This window comes from Streptomyces sp. JL2001 (assembly GCF_050917515.1).
Classification (GTDB): Bacteria; Actinomycetota; Actinomycetes; order Streptomycetales; family Streptomycetaceae; genus Streptomyces.
In genome coordinates this window covers 388,401-411,807 of the sequence record NZ_CP169421.1, presented here as the reverse complement: position 1 = coordinate 411,807, position 23,407 = coordinate 388,401, and the positions used below count along the sequence as shown (strand labels likewise).

Annotated in this window: 22 protein-coding genes; 8 read left to right on the top strand and 14 right to left on the bottom strand. The window is 73.9% G+C overall.

The genetic code is table 11. The annotated features are described in order from the left end of the window. Positions 1–187: 187 nt before the first annotated feature. From ACE1OA_RS01890 to ACE1OA_RS01845, 10 genes are all read right to left on the bottom strand, one after another. Positions 188–1,432, bottom strand: coding sequence for a cytochrome P450 family protein (locus ACE1OA_RS01890; RefSeq protein ID WP_356604685.1), 1,245 nt, complete (start codon positions 1,430–1,432; stop codon positions 188–190). Then, positions 1,429–2,658, bottom strand: coding sequence for a cytochrome P450 (locus tag ACE1OA_RS01885; RefSeq protein ID WP_432752102.1), 1,230 nt, complete (start codon positions 2,656–2,658; stop codon positions 1,429–1,431). Before ACE1OA_RS01885 ends, ACE1OA_RS01890 begins: the two co-directional genes overlap by 4 nt. Then, on the bottom strand, positions 2,655–3,284 hold the full coding sequence (locus ACE1OA_RS01880; protein ID WP_356604681.1) for a GTP-binding protein: 630 nt from the start codon (positions 3,282–3,284) through the stop codon (positions 2,655–2,657). Before ACE1OA_RS01880 ends, ACE1OA_RS01885 begins: the two co-directional genes overlap by 4 nt. Continuing rightward, complete coding sequence (locus ACE1OA_RS01875) at positions 3,265–3,618, bottom strand: DUF742 domain-containing protein (RefSeq protein ID WP_384871195.1); 354 nt, start codon at positions 3,616–3,618, stop codon at positions 3,265–3,267. The genes ACE1OA_RS01880 and ACE1OA_RS01875 overlap by 20 nt, the downstream gene beginning before the upstream one ends. Continuing rightward, on the bottom strand, positions 3,615–4,016 hold the full coding sequence (locus ACE1OA_RS01870; RefSeq protein ID WP_030690508.1) for a roadblock/LC7 domain-containing protein: 402 nt from the start codon (positions 4,014–4,016) through the stop codon (positions 3,615–3,617). The genes ACE1OA_RS01875 and ACE1OA_RS01870 overlap by 4 nt, the downstream gene beginning before the upstream one ends. Continuing rightward, complete coding sequence (locus ACE1OA_RS01865) at positions 4,013–5,779, bottom strand: ATP-binding protein (protein ID WP_384871192.1); 1,767 nt, start codon at positions 5,777–5,779, stop codon at positions 4,013–4,015. The genes ACE1OA_RS01870 and ACE1OA_RS01865 overlap by 4 nt, the downstream gene beginning before the upstream one ends. 425 nt (positions 5,780–6,204) lie before the next feature. Next, entirely contained in the window at positions 6,205–6,855 is a 651-nt protein-coding gene (locus ACE1OA_RS01860; RefSeq protein ID WP_432752101.1) for a hypothetical protein, read from the bottom strand. Between the two features lie 178 nt (positions 6,856–7,033). After that, positions 7,034–7,462 (bottom strand): DUF6114 domain-containing protein, encoded by a 429-nt coding sequence (locus tag ACE1OA_RS01855; RefSeq protein ID WP_384871188.1) that lies wholly within the window; start codon positions 7,460–7,462, stop codon positions 7,034–7,036. Next, positions 7,453–8,076, bottom strand: coding sequence for a DUF6230 family protein (locus tag ACE1OA_RS01850; RefSeq protein ID WP_432752100.1), 624 nt, complete (start codon positions 8,074–8,076; stop codon positions 7,453–7,455). The genes ACE1OA_RS01855 and ACE1OA_RS01850 overlap by 10 nt, the downstream gene beginning before the upstream one ends. 168 nt (positions 8,077–8,244) lie before the next feature. Beyond that, complete coding sequence (locus tag ACE1OA_RS01845) at positions 8,245–9,066, bottom strand: MerR family transcriptional regulator (protein ID WP_356604669.1); 822 nt, start codon at positions 9,064–9,066, stop codon at positions 8,245–8,247. A 247-nt stretch (positions 9,067–9,313) separates the two neighbouring features. Between ACE1OA_RS01845 and ACE1OA_RS01840 the strand changes: the two genes are divergently transcribed. The 3 genes from ACE1OA_RS01840 to gap all read left to right on the top strand — a co-directional run bounded on the left by ACE1OA_RS01840 (position 9,314) and on the right by gap (position 12,296). Next, complete coding sequence (locus ACE1OA_RS01840; RefSeq protein WP_356604667.1) at positions 9,314–10,096, top strand: SDR family oxidoreductase; 783 nt, start codon at positions 9,314–9,316, stop codon at positions 10,094–10,096. A 110-nt stretch (positions 10,097–10,206) separates the two neighbouring features. Beyond that, the gene (locus ACE1OA_RS01835; RefSeq protein WP_432752099.1) at positions 10,207–11,163 is read left to right on the top strand and encodes a GlxA family transcriptional regulator; all 957 of its coding nucleotides are present in this window, start codon (positions 10,207–10,209) and stop codon (positions 11,161–11,163) included. A gap of 134 nt (positions 11,164–11,297) precedes the next feature. Then, the gene (gene gap, locus ACE1OA_RS01830) at positions 11,298–12,296 is read left to right on the top strand and encodes a type I glyceraldehyde-3-phosphate dehydrogenase (protein ID WP_384871180.1); all 999 of its coding nucleotides are present in this window, start codon (positions 11,298–11,300) and stop codon (positions 12,294–12,296) included. 180 nt (positions 12,297–12,476) lie between these two features. On the opposite strand, the gene ACE1OA_RS01825 is transcribed toward gap, so the two are convergent. Beyond that, the gene (locus ACE1OA_RS01825; protein ID WP_384871177.1) at positions 12,477–13,361 is read right to left on the bottom strand and encodes a LysR family transcriptional regulator; all 885 of its coding nucleotides are present in this window, start codon (positions 13,359–13,361) and stop codon (positions 12,477–12,479) included. 86 nt (positions 13,362–13,447) lie between these two features. Here ACE1OA_RS01825 and ACE1OA_RS01820 point away from each other — a divergent pair, with 86 nt between their 5' ends. Together ACE1OA_RS01820 and ACE1OA_RS01815 are read left to right on the top strand one after the other, a co-directional pair. After that, positions 13,448–14,365 (top strand): EamA family transporter, encoded by a 918-nt coding sequence (locus tag ACE1OA_RS01820; protein ID WP_384871174.1) that lies wholly within the window; start codon positions 13,448–13,450, stop codon positions 14,363–14,365. A gap of 133 nt (positions 14,366–14,498) precedes the next feature. Beyond that, positions 14,499–15,221, top strand: a complete 723-nt coding sequence (locus ACE1OA_RS01815) for a nitroreductase family protein (protein WP_432752098.1) — start codon at positions 14,499–14,501, stop codon at positions 15,219–15,221. 142 nt (positions 15,222–15,363) lie between these two features. Here the strand turns inward: ACE1OA_RS01815 and ACE1OA_RS01810 are convergent, their stop codons facing one another. Together ACE1OA_RS01810 and ACE1OA_RS01805 are read right to left on the bottom strand one after the other, a co-directional pair. After that, the gene (locus tag ACE1OA_RS01810) at positions 15,364–16,917 is read right to left on the bottom strand and encodes a glycerol-3-phosphate dehydrogenase/oxidase (protein WP_432752097.1); all 1,554 of its coding nucleotides are present in this window, start codon (positions 16,915–16,917) and stop codon (positions 15,364–15,366) included. After that, the gene (locus ACE1OA_RS01805) at positions 16,914–17,513 is read right to left on the bottom strand and encodes a TetR/AcrR family transcriptional regulator (protein ID WP_356604653.1); all 600 of its coding nucleotides are present in this window, start codon (positions 17,511–17,513) and stop codon (positions 16,914–16,916) included. The genes ACE1OA_RS01810 and ACE1OA_RS01805 overlap by 4 nt, the downstream gene beginning before the upstream one ends. Positions 17,514–17,588: 75 nt before the next feature. Here ACE1OA_RS01805 and ACE1OA_RS01800 point away from each other — a divergent pair, with 75 nt between their 5' ends. Together ACE1OA_RS01800 and ACE1OA_RS01795 are read left to right on the top strand one after the other, a co-directional pair. Continuing rightward, on the top strand, positions 17,589–19,184 hold the full coding sequence (locus ACE1OA_RS01800) for an FAD-binding oxidoreductase (protein ID WP_356604651.1): 1,596 nt from the start codon (positions 17,589–17,591) through the stop codon (positions 19,182–19,184). A 50-nt stretch (positions 19,185–19,234) separates the two neighbouring features. Continuing rightward, on the top strand, positions 19,235–20,116 hold the full coding sequence (locus ACE1OA_RS01795) for a diacylglycerol/lipid kinase family protein (RefSeq protein ID WP_356604649.1): 882 nt from the start codon (positions 19,235–19,237) through the stop codon (positions 20,114–20,116). Between the two features lie 217 nt (positions 20,117–20,333). Here the strand turns inward: ACE1OA_RS01795 and ACE1OA_RS01790 are convergent, their stop codons facing one another. After that, entirely contained in the window at positions 20,334–20,939 is a 606-nt protein-coding gene (locus ACE1OA_RS01790) for a hypothetical protein (protein ID WP_432752096.1), read from the bottom strand. A 177-nt stretch (positions 20,940–21,116) separates the two neighbouring features. On the opposite strand from ACE1OA_RS01790, the gene tap reads away from it, so the two are divergent. Next, positions 21,117–23,405, top strand: coding sequence for a telomere-associated protein Tap (tap, locus tag ACE1OA_RS01785; protein ID WP_432752095.1), 2,289 nt, complete (start codon positions 21,117–21,119; stop codon positions 23,403–23,405). The last annotated feature ends 2 nt before the right edge of the window (positions 23,406–23,407 follow it).

Genomic DNA, 23,407 nt, shown 5'->3' with positions numbered 1-23,407 from the left:
CGGCAGCGCCGGGCGGGCGCACTGCGGGTGCCCTCCCGACCCTACGCGGGCCCGACCCCGGCCGCACTCCTCCGCGGCCACTCGGGGGCGCCGGGCCCGGGCAGGCCGCACGTACGCCACCGGCCCGCGCCCCGGACCCGGTCCGGGGCGTGGGCGGCCGTGCCGCCGAATGGCCCCGCCCGGCGGGTCAGGTCAGGACGACCGGGAGGTCGAACAGGTCGTTCTGCGTGACGACCGGCTTGTTCCGCAGTTCCTCGCGCGGCACGGCCAGCCGCAGCTCGGGGAAGCGGGCGTACAGCGCCGGCAGCGCCACCGACGCCTCCAGCCGGGACAGCGCCGCGCCCGGGCACACGTGCGGGCCGTGACCGAAGGAGATGTGCCGGTTCGGCGTACGGGTCACGTCGAACGAGCCCGCCGTCGGGCCGTGCTGGTTCTCGTCCCGGCCGATCGCGCCGAACGAGACGATCAGGGCCTCGCCCTTGGGCAGCACCCGGTCCCCGACCTCGATGTCCTCGGTGGCGAACCGGAACAGGACGTGCGAGGTGGGCGTGGACCAGCGCAGGGTCTCCTCGATCACGTTCTCCCACGGCACCTCGCCCTTGAGGACCAGGGCACGCTGCTCCGGGTGCGTCTCCAGGGCCACGACGGCGTTGACGATCAGGCTGATCGTCGTCTCGTGCCCGGCCGCCACCATCAGCTGGAGGGTGTTGGTGATCTCCTCCGTGGTGAGCCGGTCACCGCCCTCGGACGCCTCGATCAGCGCGCTCGTGAGGTCGTCACCGGGCGCGTCGATCTTGCCCGCCACGATCCCCGCGAACAGGGCGCCCAGGTCCGCCATCATCTGCGGCACCTCCTCGGGCGGGGTCTGCGTCGAGAAGAACTTGTCGAACAGGGCCTTCATCCGCGGGTGGTCGGCGCTGTCGACCCCCATCAGTTCGCCGACCACGTTCATCGGCAGCGGGTACGCGAACTCGGCCTTCAGGTCCACGACGTCACCCGCCGGACGCTCCGCCAGCCGGTCGAGCATGCCCTCGGTCAGGGCCTCGATGCCGGCCCGCAGACGCTCCACCCGGCGCGCGGTCAGCGCCTGCGCGACCAGCGAGCGCAGCCGCCGGTGCTCGTCACCGTCGACGGTCAGCATCGACCTGCCGGGGTTGGCGAGACCGATGAGCGGCCAGTCGAGGGGTATCTCGCCGCGCTGCCAGGCCCCCCACACGTCGATGTCCTTGACCAGCCGGGAGTCGGTGAGCAGCCGCCGCGCCTCGGCGTGGTGGGTGACCGACCAGCAGGCCACCCCGCCGGGCAGGACGACGCGGGCCAGCGGACCGGCGGCGCGCAGCCGGGCGCTCTCGCCGTCGAGGTCCGCGACGAACGGGTCCAGGGTGAGTGCGTCGGTGCCGGAGGCGGCGGTCGGGTCGTACGGGCAGCTCATCTCGGTGCTCCAAGGGCGGGAGTCGGGGTGTAGGTCACGGGGAGCGCGGACAGGCCGCGCAGCCAGGGGGAGGGACGACGGCTGAGTGCGTCCGCGGGGACCGCGAGATCCACGTCCGGCAGCCGGTCGAGCAGCACCTCGATGCCCGTCCGGGCGATGGTCTCGGCGACCTCCTGGGCGGGGAACGGGCAGCGGTGCTCGCCGTGGCCGAAGGAGAGGTAGGCGTTGTTGCCGCCGGTCAGGGCCCCGGAGTCGGTCCGCACGTGCGGGTCCGAGTTGGCCGCGGCCAGGCCCAGCAGCAGCAGGTCGCCGCGGCCGATCCGGCGTCCGCCGAGCCGGGTGTCGCGCGAGGCCCAGCGGCCGGCGACGTTCTGGGTCGGCGTGTCCTCCCACAGGACCTCGTTCATCGCCTCGCCCACGCTGTGCCGCCCGCCCGCCAGCGAGGCCGCGAACCGGTCGTCGGTGAGCATCAGGCGCAGGGAGTTGCCGATCCAGTCGGCGGTGGGCTGGTGACCGGCCGCCATCATCACCATGAGGTCCTGGGCGACCTCCTCCACCGTGAACCCGGACCGGTTGCCGAGCATCCGGGAGGCCACGTCGTCGCCCGGCGCCTCGGCCTTGGCCGCGAGCAGCGCGAACATCGATTCGGCCAGGTGACGCTGGCCCTCCAGCGCCCCCTCCTGGCCGTTGATCATGTCGTTCATGGCCGTGACCAGCCCGGGGCCCTGCTCGTCGGCGAATCCGTAGACGCTGGCCAGCACCCGTACCGGCAGCAGCATCGCGTACTCGGCGATGATGTCGCACGAGCCCTTGCCGCACAGCCCGTCGATGAGTTCGTCGGCGAAGTGCTCGGCGCGCTCCCTGAGGACGAACGGGTCGATCGCCTCCAGCGCCCCGGAGACGACCCCGGCGCGCTCGCGGTGGCGCTCGCCGACCGTGTAGAGGATGGACGGCTGCTTGCGGCCGATCATGGGCAGCAGGGGCCAGTCCTCGGGGATGGCGTCCCACTGGTTCCACAGCTCGGAGTCGCGGGAGTAGAGCACCGGGTCGCTGGTGACCTGGTGCAGTTCCCGGTACCCGAGGACCAGCCAGGCGGGGACGTCCCCGTCCAGCACGACGGGGGCGACGGTCCCGTGGTCGCGCCGGATCTGCCGGTACAGCTCGACCGGGTCGGTCTGGAACCGGGGCCCGCTCAGCGGGACGGGCGGGGAGTCGGGAAGGGTCACGGGGCGGGCTCCGGGATCGGCTGGGGGGTCGGCTGGGGGTCCGGGGCGATGACGGTCCGCAGGTGTTCGAGGAGCGAGATCAGGACCTGCTTGCTGGACTCGCGGGAACGGGCGTCGCAGAAGACCAGGGGGACCCCGTCGGCGAGGTCGAGGGCCTCGCGGATCTGGGCCGGGGTGTGGGCGGGGCCGCCGAAGTCGTTGCAGGCGACGACGAACGGGGTGCCGTGGTGCTCCAGCCGGTCGATCGCGTACCAGGAGTCCGCGAGCCGCCGCGTGTCGACGAGCACGACCGCGCCGAGCGTGCCGGAGAACAGCCGGTCCCAGAGGAACCAGAACCGCTCCTGGCCGGGCGCGCCGAACAGGTAGAGGACGTTGCGGGCGTCCAGCGAGATCCTGCCGAAGTCGAAGGCCACGGTGGTGGCCGTCTTCTCGGTGACACCGGCGGTGTCGTCGACGCCCTCGCCGGCCTGGGTCATCGTCTCCTCGGTGTTCAGCGGACGGATCTCGCTGACCGAGCGGACCATGGTGGTCTTGCCGACTCCGAAACCGCCGACGACGACGATCTTCAGTCCGTTGTCGGCGGTGCTGTGCAGGGTCTGGCGCTGTTCAGAGGTTACGGAGTCCAACGAGCACCTGCTCCAGGATGTCGGGATCGGGAAGGCGGTACGAGACGCGGGGATGCCGTGCGCTGATCCGGCCGGCGTCGTGGAGGTCGGCCAGCAGGATCCGCGTGATCGAGACCGGCAGGCCCAGTCCGGCCGCCACCTCCACCACGGCCGTCGGGAAACGGCACATGCGCAGGATGCCGGCGTGCTCGGACTGCATGCCGGGGACGGGGTCGCTCTCGGAGACCACCAGGGTAACCAGGTCGAAGGCGTCGGATCCGGCGCGGCTGCGGCCGCCGGTCAGGGTGTAGAGCCGGTCGGGGGAGTCGTCCCGGCCCGGTCTGCCGCCACTCATCCCCGGGGCCTCGCGACGAGGTACTCGCCCAGCTGCTCGACCAGCTCCGACATGTTGTGGCCCACCAGCCCCGCGTCGGCGTCCTCGTCGGCGACGAGGGCGAGGTGGGCGCCTTCGCCCGCCTCCACGATGAAGAGGATGCCGCCGTAGAACTCGGCCATCGCGGAGCGGACCCCGCCGGTGCCGTCGCCGAACTCCACGGAGGCACCGTGCGACAGGCTCTGGATCCCCGCGGCGATCGCGGCCAGCTGGTCGGCCTGGTCGACGGAGAGCTCGGGGGTGCGGCAGAGCTTGAGGCCGTCGCGGGAGAGCACCAGGGCGTGACGGGTGCCCGGGGTGCGTTCCAGCAGGCCCTCCAGGAGCCAGCTGAGCTTCTCGTCGGTGGTGGTGCCGGTCATTGCGGATTGCCTTCCGGGAGCGAGGAGTTCGAGGACGGCGGCGTCCGCGGGGCGGACGTCCGGGCGGCCTGGTCGGAGGATGCGGACGGGGTGGCGGCGGGTTCATCGGCCGCCGGACGGTCCGGGGCGGGACGGGATCCGGCGGAGGTCTCCCCGGCCGGGGAGGCGTCGACGGGCCCGGAACCGGCTGTGGAGGAGTCCTCGTCCGACGGGAGCCGTCCGGCCGCCGAGGTGCCCGGCTCGGCCGCGGTGCTTCCCCGGACCGCACGGCGGAAGGTGCCGAAGCGCGTCGCGGCACCGGCCGCGGCCGCGCCGCGGGATCCCCCCGAGCGAGCCTTCTCGGCGGCGGCCTCCGGCCCCTCGGGGTGGGCTTGTGCCAGCGCCCGTCCGCGACGGCGCTGCGGCAGGCCGCTCTCGCCGAACCGCGGATGGTCGCCCGTGCTCTCGGACGCCGTGTCGTGGACGGTCTCGGGCTCGGAGGCCGCCACAGGAGCGGGGGCGGGCGCCCCGGGCCCTGTCGGCGGCGTCGGGGCCCGGTCCGGCTCGGTCGCCTGCCTCGGGAGTGCCGCGGAGGCCGACACCGCCCGGCCGGACACCGGGGGCAGGGCGTCGGCGGGGGAGGGCTCCAACGGCATCCGGGTGATGAGCTCCTGGGGGAGCATCAGCAGTGCGCCGGTGCCGCCGCGGGCCGAAGGACGGAACGACACGGTGAGGCCGTGCTTGCGCGCGAGGCGCCCCACCACGGCCAGGCCGAGCCGCGTGCCGGACAGGCCGGCCAGGTCCTGGGTCTCCGCGCCGACCGCGGCCTCAGCGCGCCGCAGCTGCACGTCGCTCATCACCAGGCCGCTGTCCTCGACGGCGACGATGATCCCGGCCGGGACCTCCTCGACGTAGACGTGCACCTCGGCGGTGGGCGGCGAGAAGTTGGCCGCGTTGTCCATGAGTTCGGCCAGCGCGTGCATGACGCCCTCGGCCGCGTGACCGGCGACGGCCGCGTCGCTGCTGGAGTGGAGCCGTACGCGCTGGTAGCCGCCGATGCGTCCCATCGCGCCGCGCAGGATCGACTCCATGACGATCGGGCGGGCCCAGCGCCGTCCGGAGCGGGCTCCGGTCAGCACGGCGATGGAGTCGGCGAGCCGACCCGCCTGGGCGGTGCGGTGGTCGAGGCGGAGCAGGTCCGTCAGGACGTTCTCGTCGGCGTGCCGATGCTCCATCTCCCGCAGGTCGGCCAGCATGCTGGTGGCGAGTGCCTGCATCCGCCCGGCGGCGTTGGCCGCGGCCGCCATCGCGGCGGACCGGCCGGATTCCGCGCGGCGCAGCCGCGACTCCAACCGCTCGACCTCGGCGGTCCGTTCGCCGGTCAGCTTCTCGATCGCGGTCGTGTGGGCGCGGACCAGCTCCTCCGCCTGCGCGGCCCGGGCCGCTTCCGACGCGGCCGCCTCCGCCGCGTACCGGGCTTTCAGGGCCTCCGTCGTCTGTTCCAGGTCGCTGGTGCGGCGGCTGAAGTACGCGTCCCGGGAGGCGATCTCGGCGGCGAGGGTCTCGGCCCGCCGGCCCAGCGTGCGGGAGGTCCGTCCGTACCAGGTCACGGCGAAGGCCGCGGCGGAGAGCAACAGGACCCCGCAGGCGGCGAACCAGCCCAGTGCGGGACGGACCTCGGCCGGGGCCGAGGTCGCCGCCGCCGTGGCGAGCGCACCACCCGCGGCGGCCGTCAGCAGAGAGGCGATCAGGGCAGGGCGGAAGGGAGTGGACGACGCCGACATCAACCAGACTCTCGGGAGCGGGCACACACGGGAAGGAGGCCTGACGACCGCACTATAGGTGAGTAGTTGATCAGGTGAGAACTCTCTTGACCGGATCGGTATCCATGCACAGGCATACTTTGCCGCAGGTGTGAGCAAGTGGGTCAGAATGCGCTCACGCCGGGGCGACGCGGTGCGGATCGCCCCTTTCCGCCGCTCATCCGGCCTGCTGCCGACCCGCTCTGATGTGCCGTCATCGCAAGGACGGGGCTGATGCACCGTCATCACGGTTTCGGTCAGGGGGAGTCCGGGCCCCGGGGGAGAACGCCGCTCGCCCCGCCACCGGGCACGCCGTGCGCCGTCGTACGGCCCCGTTCTCTGACCGCACGACGGCGACGTGGCGCCCTGCTCCCCGACCCGACCCGGCCGGACCGGGCCGAGGAGCCCTACGGGGTGACGGTGATCTGCTGCGCCGGGTCGGTGGTGTCCGTGACCTTGTAGACGGCGTTGAACGTGGAGGTCGTCGCACTCGTCGGGCAGCCGAACCCGCCGGTGACCGTGACCGGGACCGAGGCGTTGGTGAAGGTCAGTGTGGACGGGGAGCCGTTCGCCCAGGTCCCCGGCACGCTCGCCGCCGCGGTGGGGGCGGCCACGACCGTACACGAGGCCAGGCCGGAGGTGTGGACCACGAGGCCACCGGTGGGGACGGACATGGTGGCCGTGACGGGGGCGCCGTCCTGCATGGAGACCGCCCAGGCGCCGCTGGTCGTCACGGTCGGCGTGACGCCGGGCAGGCTCGCGGTGCAGGAGCCGTAGGTCGGGGCGGAGATCGGTGAGGAGACCGGGCCGGCGGGGTTGTGGTTGCCGGGGGCAGCCGGGACGGAGCCGGTGGACACGGAGACCGTGCAGGTCACGGTGACCGACCCGGCCTTGAGGGTGGCCTTGCCGCTGAGGGTGGCCTTGAACGCGTGGCCGGCCGGGGTGACCGTGGTCGGGCCGGCCAGCGGTAACGGGGCGGCGGTGGCGGAGGCGGCGCCGAGCGTCAGCGCGCCGGCGGCGATCAGTCCGAGGGCGAGGGACGTGTGCGTGCGGCTCATGAGTGTGCTCCTTGGGGATGGTCGTGCGGTGTGGGGATGGGTGCGGTGCGTGCGGCTGCGTACGGGACCCTGGTCGTGCCCGGCCCCGCCGCCCGTGGCGGAGCCGGCGGCTCGGGTTCGCGTGCCGGTGTCCGGACGGACGCGGATACCGTCCGTGACACCGTTGTCGGCCAGGAACCTAGGACACCGAGGTCGGATCGGACTCGGCCTGGGTGGCGGACTCGGCCGGGGTGCCGGGTGCGCCGCGCCGGGGGACGCGCGGCTGCCAGGCGAACATCAGGCCGCCGCCGAGGATCCCGAGCAGCGTCCCGATCAGGAAGCCGCCCAGGTTGGAGAGCACCAGCGCGGCGGTGGCGATGAGGGTGGTGACGATCCCGGCGAGGGTGCGGTAGTGCGGAGCGAACCAGACGGACACGCCCAGCACGATCATCACGAGACCCATCAGGACGGACGGGATCCCCGCGACGCCCTGGGTGAGCATGACCTTGAGGGGGGCGAGCGGCAGGGCGCAGATCTCGGCGCCGGCGAGTGCGGCGACGAGGCCGCCCCAGAACGGACGGCTGCGGCGCCACCGCCGGAACCGCGTCCGCAGGGGCGTCAGAAGCATTCTTTCTTGCCCTTGCTGATCTTCAGGTCCAGGCCGGAGAGGGTGAAGGTGCCGGCGATGGTCGCCCACGCCGTCTGCCTGAGATCGGTGATCCGCACGGTGTCGGCCTGCTGCGAGAACAGGTCCTGCATGCCCTGCGCGTCGTCCGGCCCCTTGTCGAGGGTGGACGCGTCGCGGCCGATCTCGATGTTCGTGAAGCTCGCGTTGCCGGAGAGCTGGGTGGCGTCGACGAAGAGGTTCGTCGCCTCGACCGGGGTCTTGCGGCCGGCCGTCAGGTTGAGCGATACGTCGCCGATCACCGGGAGCGAGGTGACCACCGACTGGCACAGGCTGTTGAGTTCGGCCTTCTTGATGGCGGTGACGGCGACCGGGATGAGTTCGTCGCGGGCGTTGACGTCCACGCTGCCGTACTGGACGAAGCCCTCACCGTCCAGGCTCTCGGCGGAGACCTTGAACTGCTGGCCGGACACGGCGAAGGAGGCGGCCAGTGCCCCCTGGGCCAGGGCGATGCCCAGGCCGGCGGTGACGGCGACGGCCGGGACGGTCAGGACGGCGAAGCGCCGCCATCTGACTTTTCCGTCGCCCGAGTCGTGCTCCGCCAAATCGTGCTCCATGTCGGATCCCCTCGCGTGAGTGGTGGGGTGCGGTGGAGTGCGAACCGGTCGGCACGGGCGTGATCGCGGCGTGCGTGATCGTTACTCGCCGGTATGACCGTGGAGTTGAATGTAAGAGTGCCAATGGTGGTTGGCAAGGTTGCGCGAGCGCCCCCTTTCGGCCAAGTCCTACTGCTCCGTACGCAGGAGCGCGGCCACCTCCGCCTCGACGCGGCGGGCCATCGCTCGCGCGAACTCCGCGGCCACGACCTCTCCCGCCACCGGGCGCAACGCCCCGGCCGCCTCCGCGACGTGATCCAACTGGGCGGCCGAAAGCCGCTCCAGCCCTTCCGGGCCGATGACGTGCCGCCGGAAGAGCGCGACGAACCGGTCCGCGAGCGCCGCGGCCTGTGTCTGCACGAAGTCCCCGGCGTCGAGGATCTCCGCCAACGGCACCCCCTGCCGCACCAGGGTCAGGGTCGCCTCCAGCAGGCGCCTGCTCGGGAACGTGACGGTGTCCCCGTCGACCCGTACGTACTCCAGGGCCGCGGCCCGCCGGGTGTCCTGGGGCGTCGCGGCCGGGCCGAACATCTCACGCAACTCGGCGAGACCGACGGTGACCGGCTCCTCCTGCACCCAGTCGCGCGTCATCTCCCGCTCCACGCCCAGCAGTTGGGTGATCCCGCCGCCCTGCTCCCAGGCCGCCAGCAGCTCGGCGATCCCGTTCACCGTGTACCCCCGGCCGAGCAGGTCGTCGATCAGCCGGAGCCGGGCCAGATGGTCCTCGGAGTACCACGCGATGCGGCCCTCGCGCCGCGGCGGGGGAAGCAGACCGCGCTCCTGGTAGTACCGCAGGTTCCGGACCTTCACTCCGGCCGCCGTGGCCAGTTCCTCACGGCGGTATCGCGCGCCGCGCACGCCCCCGTCGGCCTCCGCCGTCCCCGTCTCTGCCCCGGCCTCCGCGCCCGCCGTGCCGTCCGCCGTGGTCCGACCTGCCAGTTCGCTGCTCACCCCGCCGAGCCTAGTGCCGCGGGGTGGGCGGCTGCCGACGGATTCGGCCGATGACGTCCGACCCGCCTGATCCGGCCTGCGTGGCCGACGCGCGCCGGTCCCCGCGGACGCCTCGCGAACCGGCCCCGTACGCCCTCGCGCACCGCCCTCGTCCAGGATCGCGCTCCGTCTCCCGCGGACCCTGGACCGGCATCCGGCGGTGAAATGCGCTTGCGTCGCCGGGAGCGGTCGCGAACGATCCCGTGCCGTGACGTCTTCTCAGGAACAACAGCACCCGGAGCCCAGGCCGTTGGCGCTGATCACCGGCGTCGGCCGCAGTGTCGGCATCGGCGCGGGCATCGCCCGGCGTCTCGCGGAGTCCGGCTGGGACATCGCCTTCACCTACTGGACCCCGTACGACGCGCGCATGGCGTGGGGCGCCCAGCGCGGTGCGAGCGAGGCGATCGCCTCGGACCTCGCCGAGGCCGGCGCGGCCACCGCCGCCGTCGAGGCGGATCTGGCGGACCCGGAGGCACCCGCCCGTGTCTTCGACGAGGCCGAACGCCGCCTCGGACCGGTCACCGCACTCGTGATGTGCCACTGCGAGTCGGTCGACTCGGGCCTGCTCGACACCACGGTCGAGAGCTTCGACCGCCACTTCGCCGTCAACGCGCGTGCCGCATGGCTGCTGATCCGCGAGTACGGCCGGCGCTTCACCGGCCCGCACGGCACCGGCCGCGTCGTCAGCCTGACCAGCGACCACACGGTGGGCAACCTCCCCTACGGCGCGAGCAAGGGCGCCCTGGACCGGATCACCCTCGCCGCGGCGCACGAGCTCGCCCACCTCGGTGTCACCGCCAACGCCGTCAATCCGGGACCGGTGGACACGGGCTGGATGAGCGACGACCTGCGCGACGTGGTCCGTCGCCGGACACCGCTCGACCGCCTCGGCACCCCGCGCGACGCCGCCCACCTGGTCGACTTCCTGTGCTCACCGCAGGGCCAGTGGGTCAACGGACAACTGCTGACGAGCAACGGCGGCCTCTCCTGACCGAGTCCGCGTCCCGCCGTCCGGCCGCCCCGCCGGCCCCTCCGTGATCTTCGACGGCGACCCGCGGTGGCGGGGGCGCGACCCGGCGCGGGCTGCGTAGGCTTTCGCTCGTGTCCGATTCCGACTTGTTCCGTGTGGCCGTCCTCGTACTGGAAGGGGCGAAGCCGCTGGACGTGGGTATCCCGGCGCAGGTGTTCACGACCCGCGGGAGCATGCCCTACGAGGTGCGGGTGTGCGGGGCCGCCCCCGGCCTGGTGACGGGCGGCGACGGCCTGTCGTACGCGGTCGCGCACGGCCTGGAGGCGCTCGCGTGGGCGGACATCGTCTTCGTGCCGGGATACCGCTACCCCGACCGGGACGATCCGCCGCCCGCCGTGGTGTCGGCACTGGTCGCCGCGCACGCGCGGGGCGCGCGGCTGGCCGCGATCTCGACGGGCGCGTTCGCCCTGGCGGCGACGGGCCTGCTGGACGGGCGGCGCGCCACGACGCACTGGCACTACGCGCGGGCGCTGGCGGCGCGGTACCCGCAGGTCCGGGTGGACGAGAACGTGCTCTTCGTCGACGAGGGCAGCGTGCTGACCTCGGCCGGCGCCGCTTCGGGCATCGACCTGTGCCTGCACATCCTGCGCGGGGATCTGGGGATCGCCGCGTCGAACCACACCGCCCGCCGCCTGGTGGCGGCTCCGTACCGCAGCGGTGGACAGGCGCAGTACGTGCCCCGCAGCGTTCCGGAACCACTGGGGGAGCGGTTCGCGGCCACCCGCGAGTGGGCCCTCTACCGGCTGGGCGAACCGCTGACGCTGGAGGTACTGGCGCGCCACGCCGGGGTGTCGGCGCGGACGTTCTCCCGCCGGTTCGTCGAGGACACCGGGTACACCCCGATGCAGTGGGTGATGCGGGCGCGCGTCGAGATGGCGCGCGAGCTGCTGGAGCGCTCCGAGCGCGGCGTCGAGCAGATCGCCGCGGACGTGGGCCTGGGGACGGGCGCGAACCTGCGGCTGCACTTCCAGCGGATCCTGGGAACCTCACCCAGCGAGTACCGGCGGACCTTCGCCCGCGGTGAGTAGGCCCGCCCACCCGGACGAGCGCCACGGCTCACCGCGAGAGGCTGGCGCGATCCTTGCGGAGGGTGGCGATCTCGCCGCTGTCGGGGAGGGCGCGGGCGCGCGAGGGTGGTGTTCGAACCGAAGGGACACCGCTCATGACTCGCATTGCCATCAATGGATTCGGCCGCATCGGACGCAACGTGCTGCGAGCGCTGCTGGAGCGCGACAGCAGCCTCGAGATCGTGGCCGTCAACGACCTGACGGAGCCTGCCGCGCTGGCACGGCTGCTCGCCTTCGACTCGACGTCCGGCCGGCTGGGCCGCCCGGTCTCGGTCGACGGCGACACCCTGATCGTCGACGGGCGCCGCATCAAGGTGCTGGCCGAGCGTGAGCCGGCCCAGCTGCCGTGGGCCGAGCTCGGTGTCGAGATCGTGGTGGAGTCGACAGGCCGCTTCACGTCCGCCAAGGCCGCCCGCGCCCACATCGACGCCGGTGCGAAGCGGGTGCTGATCAGCGCCCCGGCCGACGGCGCCGACATCACGCTCGCGTACGGAGTCAACTCCGACGCCTACGACGCCGATCTGCACACCATCGTCTCCAACGCCTCGTGCACGACCAACGCGCTCGCGCCGCTCGCCTCGGTGCTGGACGACCTGGCCGGCATCGAGCACGGCTTCATGACGACGGTGCACGCCTACACCCAGGAGCAGAACCTCCAGGACGGCCCGCACCGCGACCCCCGCCGCGCCCGCGCCGCCGGTGTCAACATCGTGCCGACCACGACCGGTGCGGCCAAGGCGATCGGCCTCGTGCTCCCCAACCTCGACGGCAAGCTGTCCGGCGACTCGATCCGCGTCCCGGTGCCGGTTGGCTCGATCGTCGAGCTCAACACGACGGTCGCCCGCGACGTGACGCGCGAGGACGTGCTGGCTGCGTACCAGGCGGCGGCCGAGGGCCCGCTGAAGGGTGTGCTGGAGTACTCGGACGACCCGCTGGTCTCGTCCGACATCACGGGCAACCCCGCCTCGTCGATCTTCGACTCGGCGCTCACCCGCGTCGAGGGCCGCCACGTCAAGGTGGTCGCCTGGTACGACAACGAGTGGGGCTTCTCCCACCGCGTCATCGACACCCTGGAACTGCTCGCCGGCCGCTGACGCGAGCCCGCGGCGCCTCCCAGGGGCGTCTTGCCGATCAGGCCGGACGCCCCCTCGCGGCGTGGCCGCGTGCGGTGGTCCCTTCGTGTGCTCCGGCCGGTTCCCGGCCGGAGCACACGTGCGTGAGGGCGGGCCGGGCCCGCGCCTGCCCGCCCGCCGCCGGGTCCTCGGCCGCGCCGGTCACTCCACGCCGGGTCCCGGGATGCCGAGGGCGGCGAGGAACGCGCTCGCCGCGGGGGTGCGGCCCGCGCGGCTCCACACGACGTGCTCGACCCGGGTCGGCGCGTCGGTGACCTCGACGGTGGTGACACCGGCCAGCCGGGGGGCGAAGGCGTGCGGGAGCATGGCGATGCCGAGCCCCTGCCCGACGAGCCGGGCCAGGAAGTCCGCGTTCGTCACCTCGTAGGCGACCTCGCGGCTGAGGCCGGCGGCCGAGAAGGCCAGGTCGGACTGGACACGACCGGCCGTCCCGGCCGGCAGGTCCACGAACACCTCGCGGGCGAGACGGCGCAGGTCGACCGCCGTCTCTCCGGCCAGCGGATGACCCGGCGCGACCACCGCCACGAGCCGGTCCCGGGCGAGTTCCCTGGAGTCGACGCCGTCGAGCCGTGCGGTGGTGGGGAGCCCGAGGAAGGCCACGTCGAGGTCGCCCTCCTCGACCTGGTGGGTGAGTTCGTCGCTCGCCCCGACGCGCAGACTGATCCGGACGTCGGGGTACCGCTCATGGAAGTCGCGCAGGGCGGCCGCGATGTCCACGGCCGTGACCGTCGGGATCAGACCCACGGCGAGCCGCCCGCGGACCACTCCGACCGCCGCGGCCACCTCGGCCGTCGCCCGCTCGGCCGCCTCCAGGCACTGGCGGGCGGCGGGCAGGAACGCCTCGCCCGCCGGTGTCAACCGCACGCGGCGACTGGTGCGTTCGAACAGCCGGGCACCGAGTTCCCGTTCCAGGCGCGCGACTTGGTGGCTGAGGGCCGACTGGACCACCAGACACCGTTCGGCGGCCCGGGTGAAGCTGTTCGTCTCGGCCACCGCGATCACGTACCGCATCTGCTGAAGCTCCATGCAGACATCATTCATCGCGGATCACGATCGATGTGCTGACACACATGTGTTGGACTCATCGATCACCGCGGATCGAGACTTCGAGCATGACGAGCCCCACCACCCCGCAGGTCCTCGGCGCCGCCGCGCGGGGCAACCTGCCGCGCACTCTCCTGACGGCGCTCGCGCCCCTGACCTGGGGCACGGTCTACGTCGTGACCACCGAGCTCCTCCCGCCCGGGCACCCGCTGTTCGCGGGACTCGTGCGCGCCCTGCCCGCCGGCCTGATCGCACTCGCCTTCACCCGGACGATGCCGAGCGGAGCATGGTGGGGCAAGGCCGCCGTGCTGGGCGTGCTGAACATCGGGCTGCTCTTCCCGCTCCTCTTCGTCGCGGCCGAACGCCTGCCGGGAGGTGTCGCCGGCACCCTGGCGGCGGCGCAACCCCTGATCGTCGTCGTCCTGGCCGTGGCCGTCCTCCGTCAGCGGCTGTCCGCGTGGCACCTGCTCTGGGGCGCGGTGGGCCTCGCCGGGGTCGGTCTGGTGGTGATCGGTCCCAGCGCCGCGATCGACACCGTCGGGGTCATGGCGGGCCTGGGGAGCGCGGCCACGATGGCCCTGGGGGTGACGCTCACCAAGCGCTGGGGGCGCCCGGCCGGGGTCACTCCCACCACCTTCGCGGGCTGGCAACTCACCGCGGGGGGACTCTTCCTGCTGCCCCTCACGTGCTTCGTCGAAGGGGCGCCGCCCCCGATCGGGGCGGCTTCCGCGCTGGGCTACCTCTGGCTCGGTGTGGCCGGCGGGCTGATCTCCTTCGTCCTGTGGTTCCGCGGCATCGCCGCCCTGCCGGTCACCTCGGTCGCCGTCCTCGTCCTGCTGTCACCGCTCGTCGCCACGATCCTGGGGGCGGTTCTGCTCGCCCAGACCTTCGGCCCCGTCCAACTCGTGGGCTTCGGGCTCTCGCTCGCCGCGATCGTGGCGGGGCAGCTCCCCGCACCCACCGCCGGCCCCGGACGCTCCGCGTGACGGTCGCCGGCACCGGTACCACCGGACGCTTCGCCTGAACAGACGTCAAAGGGGTTCAGGGCCACGGAAGTCGATGCTGTCGACGGTCGATCACCAGTACCCAGGAACCACTCACGCTCGTACACTTTCGATCATGAACTCCCCTCTCCCCGTCGACGAATCGACGGACCCGGCGCTCTTCGCCACCATGTCGACCATGCGGGCGATGCGCCGCCTCAAGCCCGAACCGGTGCCGGAGGCCCTGCTCGACCGGCTGATACAGGCAGCTGTCTGGGGCCCCAGCGGGGGCAACATGCAGCGCTACGAGTACGTGGTCGTCACGGATCCGGCTGTCATGGCCTCCCTGGCGCCGCTGTGGAAGCGGTGCGTGGACGCCTACCTCGCGACGACGGGGAAGTACACCCCCGACGGCATGGACGAGGCCGCCTACGGGCGGATGGTCGCCGCCATCGAGTACCAGCGCGACCATTTCGCCGAGACGCCCGCCCTGATCATCCCCTGCTACCGGTTCCCGGAGCCGAGGATCGAGCAGGAGGGGCTGCTGCGCTACGCCGAGGCGCTCGGCGCGGAGGCGACGGCCCGGATGGGGAAGACCCAGGAACGTTTCGCCGCGCTGGCCGAAGGATCCTGCGTCTACCCCGGCGTGCAGAACTTGCTGCTCGCCGCCCGCGGCCTGGGCCTCGCCGCCAACATCACCATCTGGCACCTGATGCTGGAGGAGGAGTGGAAGGCGGCCCTGGGCATCCCGGAGGACATGAACACCTTCGCCGCCATCCCGGTCGGCCGGCCCCAGGGCAGGTTCGGCCCGGTCAGCCGCCGCCCCGTCGCCGAGGTCGTCCACCGGAACCGCTGGTAGCCACGGAGCCGCCGGGCCCCGGGCACGGGCGGGCGGTGCCCGCGCCCGGGGGGTGTCCCGCCGGTGCCGCCGGGCTCACGGCGAGATCGGCAGGACACCCCCCGGGGTCCTGTCCGGGTGATCTCCGAGGACCGGCCCGCGGTCAGGAGGCGAGGACGTCGAGCGCCGCCTTCTCCGCGACGCTCCGGTCCTCCGCCACGAGGCCGATGCGGGTGCGCCGGTCGAGGAGGTCGGACACGTCGAGCGCGCCTTCGTGGCGCACGGCCCACACCAGTTCCGCGACGGTGACGGGGTGGCCGGGCACGACGGGCCGGGCCAGCTCGGGGTCCGCGGCCCCCAGCGCGTGGACGGCGGGCGCTTCGGTGCCGTAGCGGCGTACGAGCCGGGCCGGGACGTCGAGCCGGGCGAGCCGCGCGGGGCGGTCGGCGCCGACGAGGGGGACGGACGTGGTGCGGCAGGGGCGCGCGTCGAGACCCCGCGCCTCGACGACGGCGTCGACCACGTCCTGGGCCATCCGCCGGTACGTCGTCAGCTTGCCGCCGACGATCGTGACGACGCCGTCCGGCGAGGTGAGGACGGCGTGCCTGCGGGAGATGTCGGCGGTGCGACCACCCGGGCCCTGCGTGTCGAGGAGGGGGCGCAGGCCGGCGAAGGTCCCGACCACGTCGCCGCGGTGGAGAGTGACGTCGAGCGCGGAGCCGAGGACGTCGAGCAGGAAGCCGATGTCGGTCTCGGGGACCTCCGGCACGTCCGGCACGTCGCCGTCGACGGGCTCGTCGGTGAGACCGACGTAGACGCGGCCGTCGCCCTGCGGCAGGACGAGGACGAAACGGTTCGCTTCGCCGGGGATCGGGATGTGCAGGCCGGCGGAGAGCCGGCCGAGGTCCTCGGAGCGCAGCACGAGGTGGGTGCCGCGCGAGGGCCGCAGCCGTACGTCGTCGACGAGGCCGCCCGCCCAGACACCCGCGGCGTTCACGACGGCGCGGGCGCGGATGCGCAGCTCCTCGCCGGTCGTCTCGTCGCGCACCAGCGCGCCGTCGCCGGTGAGTTCGAGCGCGCGGGTGCGGGTGAGGATGCGCGCCCCGTGGGCGGCGGCGGTGCGGGCGATCGCCGTCACCAGACGTGCGTCGTCGGTGAGCTGGCCGTCCCAGGAGAGCAGTCCGCCGCGCAGCCCGGTGGGGCGCAGGGCCGGGGCGAGGTGCCGGGTCTCGACGGCGGACAGCGTGCGCGGCGCGGGAAGCGTGGCGCGCGAGGTGCGGGCGGCGACCCGCAGCATGTCGCCCGCGACGAAGCCGGCCCGGGCGAGGGCGGCCTGGCCGCGGCTCACGAGCGGGGTGAGCGGCAGGACGAAGGGCTGCGCGCGGACCAGGTGGGGGGCGGTCCGCTCCATGAGGACGCCGCGTTCGACGGCGCTCTCGTGGGCGACGTCGAGCTGACCGGTCGCCAGGTAGCGCAGGCCGCCGTGGATCAGCTTGGAGCTCCAGCGGGACGTGCCGAACGCGAGGTCGTGGGCGTCGATCGCCGCGACGCGGAGCCCGCGGGTGGCCGCGTCGAGCGCGGCGCCGGCACCGGTCGCGCCGAGTCCGACCACCAGGACGTCCACCTCCGCGCCGTCGGCGAGCACGGCCAGCTCGCGGCGGCGGCGTCCGGCGTCCAGCGAGGAACCGGGCAGGGCGGGGCTGCTCGTGGGGTTCATGGGCTGAGGGTCCTCTCCAACAGGGTGCGCAGCTCTCCGAGGAAGGCGGCTTCGCTCAGTTCGGGATCGGTCTCTTCGGTCATCGTGCGCAGCGAGAGCGTGAAGGACTGGACGACGAGCAGGAGGGCCCGCGCCTGGAGGTCCGTGTGCGCCCGGCGTACGGAACCGTCCTCGTGGCCTTCGGTCAGCGCCGTGACGAGGAGGTCGAGAAGGGCCTCCTGGCTCGCGCCCCGGCGGTCGAGGATGTACGGCAGCAGCAGTTCGGGGTCGACGTCGAGGATCTTGTGGAAGAGCGGGTGGGCCCGGAAGGCCGCCGCTCCCGCGACGAGTCCGTCGACCATCCGCTCCCGGACGGGGCGGCCGTCGTCGGAGCCGGGCATGGCGCCGGCCGCCACGGCGATCCACTCACGGGTCATCAGGTCGCCGACGAGGCTGCGCACGTCGGGCCAGCGCCGGTAGAGCGTCATCCGGGACACGCCCGCGCGCCGGGCGACGTCGGTCAGGGTCGTGCGCCGTACACCGACGGCGAGTACGCAGTCGCGTGCCGCGTCGAGCACGGGATCTGCATCCGAGTGGTTGTGACGAATGGGCGTCATCTGTCACAGTGTAATGCCAGTGCGGGCCGAGCGGCAGCACCCGTCCGTGAAACAGACCGTGAGGAAGTTCTCGAAGTGGACATGTTGTGGAGTGGCTGGGGCGACCCGGCCAAGGCGGCCCCCCTGCCGGACGCGGTGACCGGACTGCTGCGCGACCTGCTCGGCGTCACCCCCCGCGAGGACGGCCCGTCGGTCCTCGACGAGATCGACGTCCCCGCTCCGGCGCTGACCGACAAGGCGCGGGACGCCCTGCGGGCGGCCCTCGGCGCGCAGGACGCCCTGCGCGAGGACGCCGAGAGCCGCATCCGGCACACCCGCGGCAAGTCGACGCCCGACCTGCTGCGCATCCGCGCCGGCGAGGTCGACGACATCCCGGCGGCCGTCGTCCTCCCGGACAGCCACGACGAGGTCCTCGCCGTCCTGCGCGCCTGCGCTGCGCACGGCCTGTCCGCCGTCCCCTTCGGCGGCGGCACGTCCGTCGTCGGCGGGCTCGCCCCCGACACCGAGCGGCCCTTCGTCGCGCTCGACCTGCGCCGCCTGGACGCGCTGCTGGCGATCGACGAGGTGTCCCGTACCGCGACCCTGCAGCCCGGCCTGCGCGGACCGCGGTGCGAGGAACTCCTCAACGAACAGGGCTGGACCCTCGGCCACTTCCCGCAGTCCTTCGAGTGGGCGACCGTCGGCGGTTTCGCCGCGGCCCGCTCCAGCGGCCAGGCCTCCGCCGGATACGGCCGCTTCGACGACATGGTCCTCGGCCTGACCGTCGCCACCCCCGAGGGGACCCTGGAGACCGGCCGGGCCCCCCGCTCCGCCGCCGGCCCCGACCTGCGCCAGCTCGTCCTCGGCTCCGAGGGCGCCCTCGGCGTCATCACGGCCGTGACCGTGCGCATCCGCCCCCTCCCGACCAGGCGGGTCTACGAAGGCTGGCGCTTCGCCTCCTTCGAGGCCGGGTCCACCGCACTGCGCCGCCTCGCCCAGGACGGCCCGCGCCCCACCGTGCTGCGGCTGTCCGACGAGACCGAGACGTTCATCGGACTCGCGCAGCCGGACGCCATCGGCGCCGCCGACGCCCCGCAGAGCCCGGGCTGCATGGCGATCGCCGGATACGAGGGCACCGAGGAGGAGACGGCGGTCCGCCGCGCCGCCGCGCGCGAGATCCTGCTCGCCTGCGGAGGCGAGTACGTCGGCGAGGAGCCGGGCGACCGCTGGGAGCACGGCCGCTACAACGCGCCCTACCTGCGCGACGCGCTCCTGGACGCCGGTGCGTTCGCGGAGACGCTGGAGACCGCCGGATTCTGGTCCGCGCTGCCCGGCCTCTACGCGTCGGTGCGCGAAGCCCTCACCCGGACGTTGACCGAGGCCGGCACCCCGCCCCTGGTCATGTGCCACATCTCGCACACCTACGAGAACGGCGCGTCGCTCTACTTCACCGTCGTCTCGGCCCAGGGCGAGGACGCCGTCGCGCACTGGGAGCCGGTGAAGCGGGCCGCCAACGACGCCATCCTGGCGGCCGGCGGCACCATCAGCCACCACCACGGCGTGGGCACCGACCACCGCGACTGGTACGCCCGCGAGATCGGCCCCCTGGGGATCCGCGTGCTGCAGGCCGTCAAGGCCGAGGTCGATCCGTCCGGCGTCCTCAGCCCCGGCGTCCTCATCCCCGTCCGCTGAGCCGCCCCGCCCGTCCGCCGACCCCCATCTCCCGTCCGGAGGCTCGATCCATGCGACAGTTCACCGCCGTCGTCAACCCCACCGCAGGGGGCTCCAGCGGGACGGCCGCCCTGCTCCCGCTGGCCCGGCTGCTGCGCGAGGCGGGCGCCCGGCTCGACACCGTGTACAGCCGCAGCCTGGACCACGCGCGGGAACTCGCCCAACGGGCCGGAGAGCAGGGGCACGTCGTGCTCGCCGTCGGCGGCGACGGGATGGCGGGCTGCGTCGGTGGCGCGCTCAGCGGCACCGACACGGTGTTCGGCCTGGTGCCCGCGGGGCGCGGCAACGACTTCGCCCGCGCCCTCGGGCTGCCCACCGACGCCCCGCGACTCGCCGAGGTCCTGCTCGACGGCACGCCGCGGGCCGTCGACACCATCGAGGTGGAGTCCGCGGCGCACGCACGGCTCTCCGTCCTCGGAAGCGTGTACGCGGGCGTCGACGCGGTCGCCAACCGCCATGCCAACGCCTCCCGGCTGCTGCGGGGCGCGGCGTCGTACTACGCGGGCGGCCTGCGCGCGGTCCTCGCCTGGCGGGCGGCCCGGTACCGCATCACCGTCGACGGAGAGGTGTACGAACGAGCCGGTTACACCGTCGTCGCGGCGAACTCCGGCTACTACGGCTTCGGCAGGAACGTCGCCCCCGGCGCGCGGCTCGACGACGGGGTGCTGGACGTCGTCGTGATCGGCGACGCCCCCAAGCGGCACTTCTTCGCGACGATGAACGAGCTGAAGACGGGCGCCCACGTGCACCGTCCGCAGGTCGAGATCCTGAGCGGCAAGGAGATCCGCATCGAGGCGGACCGCCCGATCCCGTACGGCGCGGACGGCGAGGTCGACGCGAGCCTGCCCGTGACGGTCCGGGTCCAGCCGGGCGCGCTCCGGGTCCTGGCCTGACGGACCCGCCCGCGGCCGACAGTTCCCCCCACGGGACCGGCCTCCCGTCCCCCACGGACGGGAGGCCGGCGTTCCACGGCCACGGACCACCCCGGGCGGTCACCGCGCGTGCCGGGCCATGACCTCTGTCCTCCCTGGCCCGCGCGTACCGGGCGATGACGTACGCCCTCCCCGAGGACCGAGGCGACGGACCTCGGCGCTGCCGCCGCGCCCCGGCTCACCCCGACTGCGCCGGAACCGACCCGGCCACCTCCGCCGACGACCCGGCCGAAGCCTCCGTCGTCGCGGCGCGCCGCCGGTTCTCGACGCGCGCGACCGCGGCGGATTCCAGCGCGGCGAGGTCACGTTGCCGCACGCGGGTCCGCCGGAGGGAACGCACCGCTTCGGCCGTCGCCGTGACCACGGGCAGGGCGGTGATGAAGACGAGGCCGGCCATCACGGCCCCCAGACAGAACTCCGCCGTGCCTGCGGCCGGGCCGCTGACATCGCCCGGCCCTCCCGCCTCGGTCAGCCACGCGAGGGAGCGGTGGACGCACGCGGCCATCGTGAGCCCGAGCGCCACCCACGCCACGTAGAGCACCGCCGAGGGCAGCGCGCGCCGGTCCGTGTCCGCTGCGGCCCGCAGGTCTCCGCGCGCTCGCGCCAGCGCCGCCTCGTCCTCGGCGGCCGCCAAGGCCGCTCGTGCCTCGGCGAGGTGGCGGTCGCGCTCGTCGCGCAGGGCCCACACGCGCTTCAGCACCTGATGGACCTCCACCGTTCCGATCGCCCAGATCACCGGCGCCACGGCCGCGATCGTCGTCGCGAAGGGCTCAGACATCTCCATCCCGTCATTCTGCGACAACGCCTCGCCCCCTCTCGTCGCCGCCCGGCCTCAGGCCCCCCTCGCGGTGCGCCCGGACCGCGGAACGACTTCGTCCGCGACCAGGTACGGACGGCGTACGCCCCGTGTACGCGTTCCGTACGGTCGGAGGGGTAAGGTCACGCCTCAGGAGGTGCTTACGTGTCCGAGTTGTTCGACGCGGTCGACGCACTGGTCGCGTCCCGCTCCCCGCTCCCGGCACCGGGGGAGCGCAGGCGGCTGCGCCTGGCCCACGGTCTGACGCTGGACGAGGTGGCCGCGGCCCTCCAGGTCCGCCGGGCCACGGTCAGCGGCTGGGAGGCCGGCAGGACCGAGCCGAGGCCGCCGGAACGAGACGCGTACGCCCGCCTCCTGGGCAGCCTCGCCCGGCTCTACCCCGCACCCGACCCCGCGGCTCCCGCGCAGGAGCCGGAGCGTCCGCCGGCCGCCGAGGCACCCCCCGCGCCCCCGGAGCCGCGAACGGCGGCCGCGCGCCCCCCGGTCGGGACCGGCCCGGCGCCCGAGCCCGCCACCGTGGAGCCGACCACCGTCGAGGCCGTCTCCGCCGAGCCCGCCGCCGTTCTTCCGGCCACCCCGCCCGCCCCCTCGACGCACGCCGGCGCCCCACCGTCCACGCCCACGTCCCCGCCCCGTCCGGCCGCGAAGAAGCCGGGGACGACGAAGCCCGCCGCGCGGAACGCCCCTGCCGGCGCCGGTGACGGCCCCCGGTTCGCCCACGGGCCGCTCGCGGTCCTCGACGCCGACGCCGACGGCCGGGTGTCGGCCTACTGCGTGGGGGGTCTCGTCCTCGACGTCCCCGCACCTTCCCTGCCCGCCCTGGTCGAGTGGACCCTCGCCGAGGCGAAGCTCGGCCAGCCCCGCCTCTCCGGGCCGGGCCGGGACGCCGACCCGCTCCTCGTCCTGACGCGGTCCGCACTCGAACGCTACGGTCTGCCGACGGAACTCACCGACGAGGAGCGGCTGGCCGGCCGGCTGCCGGAAGGACACCAGGCCGTCGGTCGACTGGGCCGCGCGGACTGGAAGCTGACCCGGCGGGGCTTCGGGCCCTGGGCGCGGATCTACCGCCCCGCGCAGGGCTCGACCCGCGCCTGCGTGCAACTGTGCATCCCCTCGTGGGACGCGCTCGACCGGCGCCACTGGGGCGACGCCGCCGACCTGCCCCCGGCCGAACTCGCCCAGCTCCTGGGAATCTACGCGTCCCGCGTCATGACCCCGCGCGGCTCGACGGCCGTGACCGGCCTGGAACTGATGACCGCCGTACACCCGCCGACCCGCGCCTCCGCCCCGGACGCCGCCGGCGTGCGGCACCGCGAACACAACCCCGGCTCGCTGGGTACGGAGCCGGTCGACCCGGCGCCGTGCGAGGCTCCCGACGGACACCCGCTGCTGGCCGACCTCCCCCGGTTCCACCAGCGGACCGCCGCCGAGACCCTCAGGGAGGAGGCGTACGACTGGGCCCGCCCGCTCACCGACGCCGAGTGCCTGCGCCGCAACCTGGTGGGGATCGACGTCAACATGGCCTTCGCCGCCGGCGCCAACGGCCTGGTCGTCGGCCTCGGCGCGCCGACGCACGTGCGGCGGCCCGCGTTCGACCCGAAGCTGCCGGGCTCGTGGCTGGTCGACCTCTCCCACGTCGACCTGTCCCGGGTGAGGTCGGGCAAGGAGTGGGTGGAACTCGACGGCGCCCTCCTGCCCAGTCCGTTCACGCCGACCGGCGAGCGCCCCGAGGGGCCGGCCTGGTACGCGACGCCCACGGTCGCCTACGCCGTCGAACTCGGCTACGAGGTATCGCCGGTCGAGGCCTACGTCCGGTACGACAACGGCCGCTATCTCGACGGCTGGTACAACCGCCTGCGCGACGCCTACGTCGCCACCATGGCGGACCTCGGCGTGCCGGCGGACGCGTCGCCGGCGGAGTTCCTGACCGCGATGGACGGCCACCGCCTGCGCGACCCGCAGCTCGCCATCGTGGTGTCCGCGATCAAGGCCACCGTGAAGGGCGGCATCGGCAAACTCCGCGAGCGCCCGCGCGGCGAGGGCTGGACGCCCGGCAAGCCGTGGCGCGCCCTCGCCCGGCCGACCTGGCGCCCCGACATCCGGGCCGCCGTCATCTCCCGTACGCGCACCAACATGCACCGCAAGATCGTCAAGCACGCGGCGTTCACCGGGCAGTACCCGGTCGCCGTCCTCTCCGACTGCGCCGTCTACGCCGTCGACGGCGACGGGCCGCTGGACTTCCTGCCCTACCGCGAGGGCAAGCCGCTGCCCGGTGGGTGGCGGCTCGGCGTCTCACCCGGCATGGTCAAGCACGAGGGCACCCAGAGCGTGCTGTGGGGCGAAGGGATCCGCGAGCAGTACGACGCTCCGGAGCTCAACCTCGCCCGCTACATCAAGGACGGCACCGTCACCGGCACGGACAACGGGGAGTAGAG

What these genes read in the sequence shown, in the direction of transcription:
- ACE1OA_RS01825 (WP_384871177.1), bottom strand. Translation starts at nt 13,361, where the DNA reads ATGGAGCTTCAGCAGATGCGGTACGTGATCGCGGTGGCCGAGACGAAC.
- ACE1OA_RS01870 (WP_030690508.1), bottom strand. Translation starts at nt 4,016, where the DNA reads ATGACCGGCACCACCACCGACGAGAAGCTCAGCTGGCTCCTGGAGGGC.
- ACE1OA_RS01810 (WP_432752097.1), bottom strand. Translation starts at nt 16,917, where the DNA reads ATGAACCCCACGAGCAGCCCCGCCCTGCCCGGTTCCTCGCTGGACGCC.
- ACE1OA_RS01795 (WP_356604649.1), top strand. Translation starts at nt 19,235, where the DNA reads ATGCGACAGTTCACCGCCGTCGTCAACCCCACCGCAGGGGGCTCCAGC.
- ACE1OA_RS01875 (WP_384871195.1), bottom strand. Translation starts at nt 3,618, where the DNA reads ATGAGTGGCGGCAGACCGGGCCGGGACGACTCCCCCGACCGGCTCTAC.
- ACE1OA_RS01865 (WP_384871192.1), bottom strand. Translation starts at nt 5,779, where the DNA reads ATGTCGGCGTCGTCCACTCCCTTCCGCCCTGCCCTGATCGCCTCTCTG.
- ACE1OA_RS01815 (WP_432752098.1), top strand. Translation starts at nt 14,499, where the DNA reads ATGAACTCCCCTCTCCCCGTCGACGAATCGACGGACCCGGCGCTCTTC.
- ACE1OA_RS01860 (WP_432752101.1), bottom strand. Translation starts at nt 6,855, where the DNA reads ATGAGCCGCACGCACACGTCCCTCGCCCTCGGACTGATCGCCGCCGGC.
- ACE1OA_RS01890 (WP_356604685.1), bottom strand. Translation starts at nt 1,432, where the DNA reads ATGAGCTGCCCGTACGACCCGACCGCCGCCTCCGGCACCGACGCACTC.
- ACE1OA_RS01850 (WP_432752100.1), bottom strand. Translation starts at nt 8,076, where the DNA reads ATGGAGCACGATTTGGCGGAGCACGACTCGGGCGACGGAAAAGTCAGA.
- ACE1OA_RS01820 (WP_384871174.1), top strand. Translation starts at nt 13,448, where the DNA reads ATGACGAGCCCCACCACCCCGCAGGTCCTCGGCGCCGCCGCGCGGGGC.
- ACE1OA_RS01805 (WP_356604653.1), bottom strand. Translation starts at nt 17,513, where the DNA reads ATGACGCCCATTCGTCACAACCACTCGGATGCAGATCCCGTGCTCGAC.
- ACE1OA_RS01790 (WP_432752096.1), bottom strand. Translation starts at nt 20,939, where the DNA reads ATGGAGATGTCTGAGCCCTTCGCGACGACGATCGCGGCCGTGGCGCCG.
- gap (WP_384871180.1), top strand. Translation starts at nt 11,298, where the DNA reads ATGACTCGCATTGCCATCAATGGATTCGGCCGCATCGGACGCAACGTG.
- ACE1OA_RS01855 (WP_384871188.1), bottom strand. Translation starts at nt 7,462, where the DNA reads ATGCTTCTGACGCCCCTGCGGACGCGGTTCCGGCGGTGGCGCCGCAGC.